This is a genomic window from Colwellia sp. D2M02 (assembly GCF_018860755.1).
Taxonomy (GTDB): Bacteria; Pseudomonadota; Gammaproteobacteria; order Enterobacterales; family Alteromonadaceae; genus Colwellia; species Colwellia asteriadis.
On sequence record NZ_JAHKPW010000040.1, the window covers coordinates 1 to 13,230 of the forward strand.

Annotated in this window: 9 protein-coding genes; 4 read left to right on the forward strand and 5 right to left on the reverse strand. The window is 37.8% G+C overall.

The features are described from left to right. Positions 1–809: 809 nt before the first annotated feature. Positions 810–3,956 (forward strand): S8 family serine peptidase, encoded by a 3,147-nt coding sequence (locus KO495_RS06035; RefSeq protein WP_215979500.1) that lies wholly within the window; start codon positions 810–812, stop codon positions 3,954–3,956. A 712-nt stretch (positions 3,957–4,668) separates the two neighbouring features. Here the strand turns inward: KO495_RS06035 and KO495_RS06040 are convergent. The 4 genes from KO495_RS06040 to rluD form a co-directional block, all read right to left on the reverse strand. Then, positions 4,669–5,208 carry a hypothetical protein gene (locus tag KO495_RS06040; protein ID WP_215979501.1) on the reverse strand — a complete coding sequence of 180 codons (540 nt, stop codon included), beginning with the start codon at positions 5,206–5,208 and terminating at the stop codon, positions 4,669–4,671. A 429-nt stretch (positions 5,209–5,637) separates the two neighbouring features. Continuing rightward, positions 5,638–8,208, reverse strand: a complete 2,571-nt coding sequence (gene clpB / locus KO495_RS06045; protein ID WP_215979502.1) for an ATP-dependent chaperone ClpB — start codon at positions 8,206–8,208, stop codon at positions 5,638–5,640. A gap of 165 nt (positions 8,209–8,373) precedes the next feature. Beyond that, entirely contained in the window at positions 8,374–9,171 is a 798-nt protein-coding gene (gene pgeF / locus KO495_RS06050) for a peptidoglycan editing factor PgeF (protein ID WP_215979503.1), read from the reverse strand. Continuing rightward, complete coding sequence (rluD, locus tag KO495_RS06055) at positions 9,152–10,126, reverse strand: 23S rRNA pseudouridine(1911/1915/1917) synthase RluD (RefSeq protein WP_215979504.1); 975 nt, start codon at positions 10,124–10,126, stop codon at positions 9,152–9,154. Before rluD ends, pgeF begins: the two co-directional genes overlap by 20 nt. A gap of 185 nt (positions 10,127–10,311) precedes the next feature. On the opposite strand from rluD, the gene KO495_RS06060 reads away from it, so the two are divergent. Then, a complete protein-coding gene (locus tag KO495_RS06060) occupies positions 10,312–11,070 on the forward strand; it encodes an outer membrane protein assembly factor BamD (RefSeq protein ID WP_215979505.1) in 759 nt (252 codons plus the stop codon). Positions 11,071–11,166: 96 nt separating this feature from the next. Here the strand turns inward: KO495_RS06060 and glnB are convergent, their stop codons facing one another. After that, entirely contained in the window at positions 11,167–11,505 is a 339-nt protein-coding gene (glnB, locus tag KO495_RS06065; RefSeq protein WP_215979506.1) for a nitrogen regulatory protein P-II, read from the reverse strand. A 137-nt stretch (positions 11,506–11,642) separates the two neighbouring features. Here glnB and nadE point away from each other — a divergent pair, with 137 nt between their 5' ends. Together nadE and KO495_RS06075 are read left to right on the forward strand one after the other, a co-directional pair. Beyond that, a complete protein-coding gene (nadE, locus tag KO495_RS06070) occupies positions 11,643–12,479 on the forward strand; it encodes an ammonia-dependent NAD(+) synthetase (RefSeq protein ID WP_215979507.1) in 837 nt (278 codons plus the stop codon). 223 nt (positions 12,480–12,702) lie between these two features. Next, complete coding sequence (locus KO495_RS06075; protein WP_252738834.1) at positions 12,703–13,176, forward strand: GspH/FimT family protein; 474 nt, start codon at positions 12,703–12,705, stop codon at positions 13,174–13,176. The last annotated feature ends 54 nt before the right edge of the window (positions 13,177–13,230 follow it).

Here is a 13,230-nt window from a genome sequence, read left to right on the forward strand (position 1 = left end):
TTAAAGAAGAAGATAAGAGTCACATCGCTCATTATCATAGCTACTGGTAAGTAGCGTGTTTGTTGCCGTAGCCCCGAAGCAGCATGCGTACCAGCCACCTCCGAGTTTTCATGTCAACCTTTAATTTCAAATTAATTTTAGAATCATTTAAAAGTAAACGTTAAGTGGCTTGTTTATTCGATAATACGAGTAGATAAGCTATCAAAATAGTTCTTTCAGGCTTCTTTTTGATTGAACCCCTTGGAACTGGAGCGCATTATAGAGAGCTAACTTGAATGCGCAAGGGTTATTTTCATTTTAATGACTGTTCGACTATAAATACGGCTACATGGTTAAAAGTCGAGCTCAAGCCACAGTAATATCAATCGTTACCAACAACTCACTTTTACTATTAACGTCTCCCTCTCACCTGTATCTCTGCAAGTGCTTCTGTCAACTTATTTTACACCAACAAATAAACAGTAAAAACATACTAAACCACACAAAAACCAACAAAACAACAAAATAACAAACAAAAACCAAAATAAACCATAATTACCAAACAAAAAACATAAATGGCACTTTGAGTTTTAACAGCAACCAATTACAACTGTAAATTTTATTTACAATTTATTTACACAAAGTTACATTCAAGATATATAAAGGTGAGATAGAACAACAGTTTTAACATTTTAATAACAAAGGCACTATTATTGCTTTAAATATTAATCGCTAATAGCTTCAGCCTTAAGTTTAACTTTTATTTAAACTTAAGGTGGCAATACTCAACTCAATATTTAGCGAATAAATAATAATAATTGGAGAGATAGATGCAACTGAAAAAATCCATTATAGGTAGTGTTATAACATTAACCTTAGCAACTTCAAGTTACGCCAACGAAGTATCAGTAGATAGAAGTCAATTGATACTTACGGGGGGAAACTTAGATCAAACGGTTCAGCCAACCAAAACAATTAGTTATATTGTTCAGTTAAAAGGGCAGTCTGCTATTGAAAGGGCTCAGGCTATTGGGGAGCTATTGCCAAGTAATCAACAAGTAGCAGTTGCGGGTAATAATTATAATGCTAACACCCCTGCAATGAGAGCATATCATTTAGCTTTAGAAGCAAAGCAAAAATCTGTTGCTCAAGGTATCGGTTCTATTGATATAAATTATTCATTTAAACATACCTTTAATGGCTTTAGCGCGGTTTTAACACCATCACAGAAAGCATCTTTAGAGAGTCATCCTGACGTTATTGGTATATGGGAAGATAAAGTTCAACATGTTTCAACCGCTAATACTCCTGAATTTCTTGGTTTAACCTCTGAAGCTGGACAACATACATTAGATATTAAAGGCGAAGATATAATTATTGGTATTATTGATACTGGTATATGGCCTGAAAACCCTAGCTTCTCAGATGATGGAAGTTACAGTGATCCTTCAACACTAGGTTGGTTAGGTGCTTGTGACAGTGGCTTAGATGAAGCATTTAGCTGTAATAATAAACTTATAGGCGCTAGATTCTTCAAGGATTCTTTTGAGAATACTTATGAAATTCAATATGAATTAGGCGAGATTGATTCACCTAGAGATGCTGCTGGTCACGGTAGTCATACTGCAGGTACTGCAGCAGGTAATGAAGCAGTGGCGAGTACTGTCAATATTGATGGTTATGCTGCAGATGCTGGTTTGATATCTGGCATGGCCCCAAGAGCACGTATTGCTGCTTATAAGGCTTGCTGGAATGACTCTTACAAAGACCCTATCACTGGTGACAGTCAAGCAGGCTGCATGTATGGTGATACTATGGCAGCAATTGATCAAGCTGTTGCAGATGGCGTAGATGTAATTAACTACTCAATTGGTGGTAGCCGAACAGATCTAACAACGCCGCCAACAGCAGCAATGTTACGCGCTTCAGATGCGGGTGTTTTTGTTGCTGTATCTGCAGGTAATAGCGGTAGGGATGGTGCAGAAACAATAGGAACTCCTGCTCCATGGATAACTACGGTAGGAGCATCTACTTATAGCGGAGAAGTTCCTGCGCAAGGTTTAACCTACTCTTCTCGCACTCCTCAAGAAACAGTGTTAGCACCTGAGGGGGCAATAACTAAGCCATTAAAAGATTCTGGCCCAATAATCAATAATGTCGTTGTTGCAGAGCCTTTATTGGGTTGCTTCGAGGGTGAAACTGCTACAGCTCTTGATAATGCTAACCAACTTGCTGGCAATATTGCTTTAATTAGTCGCGGTGGCTGCCCATTTTCTCAAAAAGTTGAGCGAGCTCAATTATCTGGTGCGACAGCAGTTATTGTTTATAGCACAGATGAAACACCTATTATTATGGGTGGCGAAGGTGCTTTTGATATTCCTGGTATGATGATCAGTAAAAGTGATGGCGAATCGCTAAATACAGCTATAACAAACGGAGAAGTAGTAGAAGCTACCTTAGCACGTGGTATTTTTGCTCCTAGAACTGTTACTGGTAATGTAATGGGTGATTTCTCTTCGCTTGGTCCTAATACTGCTAGCTATGATATTATCAAGCCAGATATTACTGCTCCAGGTGTTAGAGTATTAGCCGCTTATAGTGAAAACCCTGTAAGTAGTGCTTCAGGTGATTCATTTAGGTACTTACAAGGGACTTCAATGGCTGCACCTCATATAGCAGGTATTGCCGCGTTATTTAAAGAATCAAATAGCACTTGGTCACCTGCACAAATTAAATCAGCAATGATGACTAATGCATATCAGGATGTAATGAAGCCTGATGGCGTAACACCTGCTGACCCATTCAACTTTGGTGCGGGTCATGTGGCGCCAGTTGCCTCATTAAATCCTGGTTTATTGTACGATACAAATACTGCTGATTATCTTGCATTTCTTTGTGGGATTGGTAATGAGTCCTATGTGGCAAGCATGGGCATTACCTGTGAAACTTTAGCAGAAGCTGGCTTTAACTTAGACCCTAGCCAACTAAACTTGCCATCTATTGGTATTGCTCAACTGCAAGCACCTGAAACAATTATAAGAACGGTTTCAAATGCTAGCGCGAGCGCATCAAGTTATACAGCGACAATTGAAGCACCATTAGGTATTGATGTGCAATTACAAACATTTGATGCAAACGGCGCTGTTAACCCAAATAACACCTTAGATGTTGCGGTAAATGGCACAGCAAGTTATGCGTTAACCTTTACTAGAACTGAAGCAACAGAGTTTGATACTTGGAAGTTTGGCGCTATTACTTGGACTGACAACTCTGGTCATAGTGTACGTAGCCCTATTGCTGTAAAAGCTGCCGCAGACGTAAAAATTGAAGTGCCAGCACAAGTTTCAGCGCAACTAGAGCGTGGACGTTATAGGTTCCCTGTGAAATATAACTACACGGGTTCCACCTCAATAGATTATGCAGGCTTAGTTGCTCCATTTGGGTCAAGTAGAACGGTTGCCCAAGATGAAAATGCTATATTTAGCTTCAATGAACCAGGATTGGGCTTCCATGGTTTTACTATCCCAGAAGGTACTAAAGTAGCTCGTTTCAGCTTACGTGCTGGTTTAGTAGACGTAGAAGGTGCTGATTTAGACTTCTATCTATACCGCTGTGTGAAATGGAGTTGTAGTTCGGTAGATAGTGCGACATCAAGTGATTCAAATGAGGATATCATATTGACGAACCCTATTGCAGCTAATGATGGTGCAGTAGGTGATTTATATATCGCTTTTGTTCACGGTAAAGATTTAAAAGGAGCTGAAAGCACAGATTATACGATGATGGGCTGGGTTGCAGATCAAGCCTCTTCATCAACGCGTATTATATCAAGTAAAAAAGCGATAAAAGACCGATATAATTATACAACGATTACCACTCGTGGCTTAACGGCTGGTATGATTTATATGGGTGCTGTTACTTATTATAACGCTGAAGGTGAAGCTGAAGGCACTACTGTAATTGAATTAGGTAATTAATTACAACACTACTTTTACTTAGCTTCTCTGAGGTTAAGTAATACTCTATATAAAAAGCTCCGTTAAAGTATTTTAGCGGGGCTTTTTTATTATTAACTTATATATCACTAAGTAAGCGTATAAACTTAAAATACATGTCAACAGTTTAGCTATAAACCTTTTGGTATTATTCTCGGCACCTTAATTGAACTAATAACCCTGTTGCTAATAAACAGCAAGTGACGCTATGAATAATAACTTTTAATGGAATTTGAAATAACATAGATGTATTACTTAACATAGCAAAATAACCTTATACAACTTAGTCAAGTTGTATAAGGTCTAAGCTTCAATGGCAACTACGAATAAAAGTAATGAGACCTATTAAACCAAAAACCCCTCACATATCTATTTAGAAACAACTGATATGAAACGCGTTTGATTTTAATTAGTGAAGATTAAAGAAGGATTAATAGAAGCTATACACATTATGATTTAAGGAGTTTCTATAAGTTAATTGCCAAGGAGCTAAATATAGACAACCTACCTCTTAACGGTATATTTATAGAAAATAGGATGGTCAGTGAGAACACCTTTATAACATGCCCAATTGAAAGGTTATAAATAAAATATAATAACTAAAAAGCAATAAAGGGGGTTACTTGAGTAACCCCCTTTATTGCTATAAACGAGCTAAAGTAAATGATACCGCCAAGGGCGACACCTTAAACTATTAACCATTTTTACGACGTGAAGCTAAACCTACAATAGCAGTTAAAAACAACACTAATGTCGCTGGTGTAGGTACTACAGTTGTAGCACCAAAAGAAAACTCAGGGATATAAGCCACTAACGGTGGGTTTACAGCACCAAGCCTATTAATAGCTACTCCATAACTATCAACTGTTCCATCGTAATCAATGAAGGTTGCACCTATCCACTGATATTGCCCATAGATATCGGTTAAATCAAAGTTAATATCAAAAATACCTGCAAATATATCGGTTGGATCTACAGAAGCATAAAATTGCTCACCAAACTGATTATCTATAGTATCAGGCGCCAACATATCAAAGCCTAAAAACTGAAAAGACTCCCACTCATAAACGCTATCAAACTCATCTAAATTATCAATATTAATTGAAATAAAGCCAACTTGCGCTCCGCTTCCATCAATAATAGTTTGATTGATTAAAGTGGCGTTTGCAGCACCTGTAAATGTCAACGCTAAAGATATTGACAAAAAAGCGCGTAAAATTAATTTATTTAACATGTTACTTCCTATTAATAGAGTGACTATTTATTATAATTATTCACATTGGCTAATGATGCTTATGCAACCATTAAACCAACAGTAACGCGTTAACTGCAAAAAACAGACCTAATTATCACCTTTCTAAATATTAAAAAAAAACAATTTAAAACCAATAAGATAACACCATAAAAACAATTACTTTACTCTTAATTAACAACAACAACCAAATATGTAAAAAATACTGACACTTATATTGAGCAGGCTAATATCGAACACTGGGCTGCTGATAAAGTATCAGCATGAAAGTAACATCATTAGTTATATTTAAGATAATAAATAAACCGTCACTCGAGCGTTAGATATGACGAGGACAATAGCTAGCACTATTATTTACCCTTAAATAATAGTGCTATAAAGGTAAGAGCTTACAAAATAGGCTTTTATAGGTTAATTAAAAACAAGTGTTGTACCGGTAGTACTCAATTTAATTTGCGCACCTTTAGCATACTCACCCGACAAGATTTTCTGTGCTAATGGGTTTTCAACTTGCTGCTGAATAGCCCTTTTCAATGGTCTAGCACCAAAAATAGGATCAAAGCCTGCTTCTGCAATTAAAGAGAGTGCTTCTTCGCTAACCGACAACGTTAGCTCTTGTGTAAGTAAACGCTCAGATAAGCCTTTGAGCTGAATACCTGCAATCTGTTTTATTTGTTCAGCAAGTAACGGATGAAATACAACCGACTCATCAACACGGTTGATAAATTCAGGTTTAAAATGCTGACTTAACTCGGCCATCACTTGAGCCTTCATTTCCTGATAACGGCTATCATCACCAAAAGCTTGAATAATATCTGAGCCTATATTAGAGGTCATAATAATAACGGTATTTTTAAAATCAACGGTGCGACCTTGCCCGTCAGTTAAACGTCCATCATCAAGTACTTGTAATAAAATATTGAAAACATCAGGGTGTGCCTTTTCTACTTCATCGAGTAATATCACCGAGTATGGTTTTCTGCGTACTGCCTCAGTTAAGTAACCACCTTCTTCATATCCTACATAACCTGGAGGAGCTCCCACTAAACGAGCAACAGAGTGCTTCTCCATAAATTCTGACATATCGATTCTAATCAACGCATCTTCAGTATCGAAAAGAAAACTGGCTAATGCTTTAGTTAGCTCGGTTTTACCAACACCCGTAGGTCCTAAAAATAAAAAAGATCCTATCGGTTGGTTAGGATCACTTAATCCTGCACGCGAACGTCTAATAGCATTAGCCACGGAAGTTACCGCTTCATGTTGTCCAATAACGCTTTTATGTAATGTAGTTTCCATTTCAAGCAATTTATCACGCTCTTGCTCAAGCATTTTCGATACGGGAATACCGGTAGCACGGCTCAATACATCAGCAATTTCAACATCTGTCACTTTATTCGCCAACAAACTCATTTCTTGCATTTCAGCTTGGCTTGCTAAATCGAGCTGCTTTTCCAGCTCAGGTAATTTCCCGTATTGTAATTCAGACATACGATTTAAATCACCACTACGTCTTGCAGCTTCAAGCTCTATACGGGCATGCTCTAACTCTTCTTTTATTGCTTGTGTACCATGCAATGCCGCTTTTTCAGTCGTCCAAATTTCATCTAACTCATCATAACGCTGTTGATGAGCATTAATTTGTTCAGATATGGTGGCTAACCTTTTAATTGAGGCTTCGTCTTCATCTTTTTCTAACGCCTTTTGCTCAAGCTTTAATTGTATAAGTTTACGCTCTAGTCGGTCTAAATCTTCAGGCTTTGAGTCCATTTGTAAACGAATACTTGAAGCAGCTTCATCAATTAAATCAATCGCTTTATCTGGTAGTTGACGATCGCTGATATAACGATGAGATAAGCTCGCCGCGGCAACAATAGCAGGATCGGTAATATTCACCGAATGATGCAACTCGTAACGTTCTTTCAAGCCACGTAAAATGGCAATAGTATCTTCAACCGAGGGCTCTTCCACTAAGACTTTTTGAAAGCGTCGTTCTAAAGCCGCATCTTTTTCAATATATTGGCGATATTCATCAAGTGTGGTTGCGCCAACACAATGAAGATCACCTCGTGCTAATGCGGGCTTTAACATGTTGCCCGCATCCATAGCACCATCGCCTTTACCAGCGCCAACCATAGTGTGCAGCTCATCTATAAATAAAATAACCTGCCCTTCTTCTTGCGACAGCTCATTTAACACCGCTTTTAAACGCTCTTCAAACTCACCTCGATATTTAGCCCCTGCAATCAACGCTCCCATATCTAATGATAAAACCCGTTTGTTTTTTAGCCCTTCGGGTACTTCGTGATCAACAATTCGCTGTGCTAGGCCTTCAACAATGGCGGTTTTACCAACACCTGGTTGACCAATAAGTACAGGATTGTTTTTAGTGCGTCGCTGAAGCACTTGTAAGGTTCGGCGTATTTCATCATCTCGACCAATAACGGGGTCTAATTTCCCTTGCTCAGCGCGTTCCGTTAAATCTACCGTGTATTTTTGTAATGCCTGTCGTACATCTTCTGCATTTTGATTATCGACTTTTTGCCCGCCACGAACATGCTCAATAGCCGCTTTAATGCGTTGCTCATTTGCACCTAACTCGAGTAGTATTTTTCCTAGTGCGCCTTTATCTTCTAAGGCGGCTAAAATAAAAATTTCAGAAGAAATAAACTTGTCTGACATTTTTTGCGCATATTTATCACATAAATTAAATAAGCGTCCTGAGGCTGCAGATAACTGAACATCACCACTGTTGCCTTCAACTTGCGCTAACGACTGGAGCGCTTCTTCAATTTTTATGCGTAGCGTACGAACATCAACGCCAGCACTTTTTAATAAAGGAATGATTGAATTGCCATTTTGATTAAGCAAGGACATCATTAAATGAATAGGCTCAATAAACTGATGATCTTTACCCAAAGCTAATGATTGTGCATCGGCAATAGATTCTTGAAACGATTGTGTGAAACGATCTAAACGCATAAATATTCTCCTACTCTGTATACCCAGAGCGATACCCAAAGGTAATCAAGCTTATTAAATCACTGAGGATTTATCTGATAACGATATTAATACTAAATATTAGGTCTGTTTGAAACGTTTTCAATAGCAGAAGTCGATTAGAGAAATATAATAAGAGAGGGAAATTTATGGCATGTGAGCAATAATAGATGCCATTCTGCCGGTAACTGAGCGACGGCGATAAGAATAATATTTTTGAGGTAAACTGTAGCTACACTCGGCTAGCGAATATATTGCAGTAACTCCTAAGTTCATCAGCTGAATCTTTGCCAGAGTATGTAAGCTAGCAAGATACTTATCATGATTTTTTATTTTAAAAGCTGATGAATATTGTGGGTTTATATTAACGAAAGCCGCTTTGACTTCACTACCGACTTCAAAAGCACTGTCACCAATACAAGGACCTAACCACACCTGAATATCAGTAGTGTTTAATGCCATTTTTTTTATGGTTATTTCAATAATATTGGCAGCTAAAGAGCGCCAACCACCATGAATTGCTGCTATTTTTTCGCCATTATGGCTTGCCAATAAAATAGGTAAACAATCGGCGGTCATAATAGCTAAAGCAATATCTTTATTTTCAGTAATACAAGCATCTGCGGTTAACGGTTCACTACTTACTTGCTCAATAAAGGCAACATCATTTCCGTGCACTTGATTGAGCCATTGAATTTTTTTTCCTTGAAGCAGGTATTGCTCAATATAGCAGCGGTTATGGTTAACTTGCTGTTCATCATCATTAACGTGTAAACCTAAATTAAAGTTACCGTAAGAGCTTTGAATATCAAAAAGATTGTTATTAGTGATATTAGGATGATGACGCGTGGTCTGAAAGGCCTGCACATTACGTACAGACCAGTTAACCCGTTCAATTGCGGGGTTGCAATTATCGAGGCCGAGCTTAGTATTCTTCTTTTGCATTTAATTTTGTGTCGTTTTGCAACAACTCAATTAGCTCAACAAAATCTTCAGGCAAGTCAGCATGCCATGTCATCAACTCACCCGTAATAGGATGATATAAAGAAAGCATTGCCGCATGAAGTGCTTGACGTTTAAAGTTGCGTAACTTGTCAAGTAGCTCAGGTGTTGCATTTTTTGGTGGACGAGGGCGTCCGCCATAAACAGGGTCACCAATTAACGGGTGAGTGATATGTGCCATATGTACACGAATTTGATGCGTTCGACCTGTTTCTAAGCGTAATCTAAGTCGTGTATGTAAACGGTATTTTTCCATCACACGATAATGAGTTACTGAAGGTCGCCCTGTAAATGAAACCGCCATATGGGTACGTTTAGTTGAATGACGCCCTATGGGTTCATCTACTACGCCACCTGCGGTCATTATTCCATTACATACCGCCTCATATTCACGTGTAATTTCACGTAGTTGTAATGCTTCAACAAGATTAGTTTGTGCGGCAATAGTTTTTGCAACAACCATTAAACCTGTCGTGTCTTTATCTAAACGATGCACAATACCTGCACGTGGAACAACATCAAGTTCAGGACAATGATGTAATAGCGCATTAAGCACTGTACCGTCAGGATTACCTGCACCTGGATGAACAACTAAACCCGCAGGTTTATTAATCACCAAAATATCGTCATCTTCATAAACAATGTTTAAAGCGATATTTTGCGCTTCGAAACGTAACTCTGACTCAACTTCAGCATCAATAGTAATGACTTCACCGCCATACATTTTCTCGCGTGCACGTGTTAGTACATCACCATTTACGGTAACATTGCCAGCTAAAATCCAATCTTTTAAGCGTGAACGTGAATAATCAGGAAACATTTGCGCTAATGTTTGGTCAAACCGTTTACCTAAACATGAATCAGGAACAGTATCTGTGTGTTGAATAATTTCAGCCATTAAACTCTCTTTAAATCGTTTTGAGCCCTAGTAAATAATCAAATCACAATTTGCACAGTATTAGCACTGTGCAAGGTAAGATTGCTAGGGTAGAATGCATATTCTTAAATATAGAAACATTTTACCCGTTTACGAGAGGGTTTGATATTTATTTTAATTAAAACAAAGTAGCGATCATAAATTTCATGGATAAATTAACAATAAAAATTATTTTAGCGGTTCTCATTTTAACATTAACAGCTTGTTCATCTTCAGAGCCTGAACTAGAAAAAGTACCGGATAAATCAGCACAGGCGCTATTTGTTGATGCAAGAGCGGCACTCGATAGTGGCTTATATCAAAAGGCTATTCAAATTCTTGGAGCAATTGATTCACGCTTTCCATTTGGACCTATTTCTCATCAAGTACAGCTCGATTTAATTTATGCATACTATAAAAGTGGCGATGCCGCTCAAGGTATTGCATTAACCGACCGTTTTTTACGCTTAAATCCAAATAACTCTAACGTTGATTATGTTTATTACATGCGCGCCTTAATTAATATCTCAACGGAAGAGAATTTATTCCAAGATATGGCTGGTATTGATAGATCTGATAGAGATCCTACGGCATCTAAAAGTGCTTTTGAAGACTTCAAACGCATAGTCACTGATTTCCCAGAAAGTAAATATGCAGCAGACTCTCGCAAGCGCATGATCTCTATTAAATCTCGACTTGCTCAGTATGAGTTAGCAGTAGCTGAGTTTTATTACAAACGTGAAGCTTATGCATCAGCAGCCAACCGTGGACGTTATATTGTTGAGTATTTCTCACCGAGCCCTGAAGTAGAACAAGCACTTGAAATGATGGTAAAGTGTTACGAAAAGTTAGAGCTTGATGACTTAAAGACTAATACGCTGCAAGTATTAGCTGCTAATTACCCTAATAATAAACTGATTAACTAAGTTCACTTACACAAACCAAAAAAGCTGAATGATTAACTATTCAGCTTTTTTTATTATGGTTTATTGTTGAGTAAAGCTTAATTAGGCTAAGCACAACTATATTGCATCATGGTTCTCTTCGCCGGTACGAATACGAATAATACGCTCAACATCGGTGATAAATATTTTACCGTCGCCTATTTTACCTGTTTGCGCGGTTTCTAATATGGTATTAACGCAACGTTCAACATCTTCTTTAGCAATAACTATTTCTAGTTTTACCTTAGGTAAAAAGTCCACCATATATTCGGCACCACGATATAACTCTGTGTGCCCTTTTTGACGTCCAAAGCCTTTTACCTCAGAGACTGTCATACCTGTAACACCTATTTCGCCTAAAGCCTCCCTTACATCATCCATTTTGAAGGGCTTAATAATAGCTTCAATTTTTTTCATACTTGTTCTCTACGTTAGCGTAATATTAATAATAATTGTATTACAGCTTGTTTATCGCCAGATATCAATATCCAATTCCGTTTTAATTTTGTTAAACTATCGACAATGACTCCTAAAAATAAGCACTAGGATACCCTATGGACCAGCAAACAATTATTAAACAGATGAAAGTATTACCCACTATCGACGTAAATTTTGAGATAAGCCGTCGTGTTGACTTTATTAAAGCGCAGCTAAAGCAGTCAGGTCTAGCTAATTTAGTACTAGGGATTAGCGGTGGTGTAGACTCTTCAACCTGTGGTCGCCTTGCTCAACTTGCCGTAAACCAACTTAACGAAGAATGTAGCGAAGAGACAGTATACCGATTTATTGCGGTACGACTGCCTTATGGTGTTCAAGCTGATGAAGAAGATGCTCAACATGCACTGGCTTTTATACAGCCAAGCCATTGTATTACCACTAACATACTATCTGGCGTTAATGAACTACACCAGGACGTTTTACAATCAATGAACTCAGCTAGTTTATTATCCGCGTCAGATACAACAATAGACTTTTCTAAAGGTAACTTAAAAGCTAGAGCAAGAATGGCAACCCAATATCATATTGCTGGCATATTAGGCGCTTTAGTACTAGGAACAGATCATAGCGCAGAAAATATTACGGGTTTTTTCACTAAATGGGGCGACGGAGCTTGTGATTTAGCGCCATTGTTCGGGCTTTCAAAACGACAAGTAAGAGCCATAGCTGACGCATTAGGCGCAAGCAGCATTATATCCAATAAAGTGCCTACCGCTGATTTAGAGGACTTAGAACCAGGAAAAACAGATGAAGATGCTTTAGGGATTAGCTATCAAGACCTAGATGACTTTTTAGAAGGTAAAACAATTTCGGCAAATGTCAGCCAACATATCATTAATATTTATACTAAGACGCAACACAAAAGAAAAGCAATACCAACCATTTACGATTAATTTTAATTTCAAACTTATTATTTAATAGCAAAATCCATTTTTATTAACTATAACTGATTGTCAGGACAGTTTATAAAATGGATTTTATATGTTGAACTTTCAGTCATCCCTTTCTCATAGAAGCTCTCAGACCTCAATATCTAGATCTCGCGGATTAACTTTACTTGAGTTGATGTCATCCATTTCAATTACAGCAATTCTAGCCGTAACGGTATTACCGAACATGAATAACTTTATTGTTAAAATGCGTGTCGATGACGAGATATCAATGCTACAGCGTTTGCTATTAATAACTCGAAACTCAGCAATAAACCATAATAGTAATGCTGTATTATGTCCACTTAATCAAGCAGGTCAGTGCTCCACACAGTGGCATAAAGATCTCACTGTATTTATCGATAGTAATAACAACAATCAACTTGATTCGTCAGAAAATGAAGTCGTACTAAGAACTAAGTCAGCAATCAAAGACGGTGACACCTTAATTTACGGTATTGGCCGTAAGAGCGTTATTTACCAACCTTCAGGGCACTTAAGTGGTTTAAGCAATGGTACATTTCGGTATTGCCCTTACCAACATGAGGATAAATCAAGAGGAGTTGTGGTAGCTCGTTCTGGCAGAACTTATACAACCTCTGATACTGATAACGACGCCAAAGATGAAACGAGAATGAACCAAGAAATCACTTGTGATTAACACTTATAAGTATTGACTATTCATACCACAAAAAGATTATTTAGATTAGCGTTA

What these genes read in the sequence shown, in the direction of transcription:
- KO495_RS06035 (WP_215979500.1), top strand. Translation starts at nt 810, where the DNA reads ATGCAACTGAAAAAATCCATTATAGGTAGTGTTATAACATTAACCTTA.
- KO495_RS06040 (WP_215979501.1), bottom strand. Translation starts at nt 5,208, where the DNA reads ATGTTAAATAAATTAATTTTACGCGCTTTTTTGTCAATATCTTTAGCG.
- clpB (WP_215979502.1), bottom strand. Translation starts at nt 8,208, where the DNA reads ATGCGTTTAGATCGTTTCACACAATCGTTTCAAGAATCTATTGCCGAT.
- pgeF (WP_215979503.1), bottom strand. Translation starts at nt 9,171, where the DNA reads ATGCAAAAGAAGAATACTAAGCTCGGCCTCGATAATTGCAACCCCGCA.
- rluD (WP_215979504.1), bottom strand. Translation starts at nt 10,126, where the DNA reads ATGGCTGAAATTATTCAACACACAGATACTGTTCCTGATTCATGTTTA.
- KO495_RS06060 (WP_215979505.1), top strand. Translation starts at nt 10,312, where the DNA reads ATGGATAAATTAACAATAAAAATTATTTTAGCGGTTCTCATTTTAACA.
- glnB (WP_215979506.1), bottom strand. Translation starts at nt 11,505, where the DNA reads ATGAAAAAAATTGAAGCTATTATTAAGCCCTTCAAAATGGATGATGTA.
- nadE (WP_215979507.1), top strand. Translation starts at nt 11,643, where the DNA reads ATGGACCAGCAAACAATTATTAAACAGATGAAAGTATTACCCACTATC.
- KO495_RS06075 (WP_252738834.1), top strand. Translation starts at nt 12,703, where the DNA reads ATGAATAACTTTATTGTTAAAATGCGTGTCGATGACGAGATATCAATG.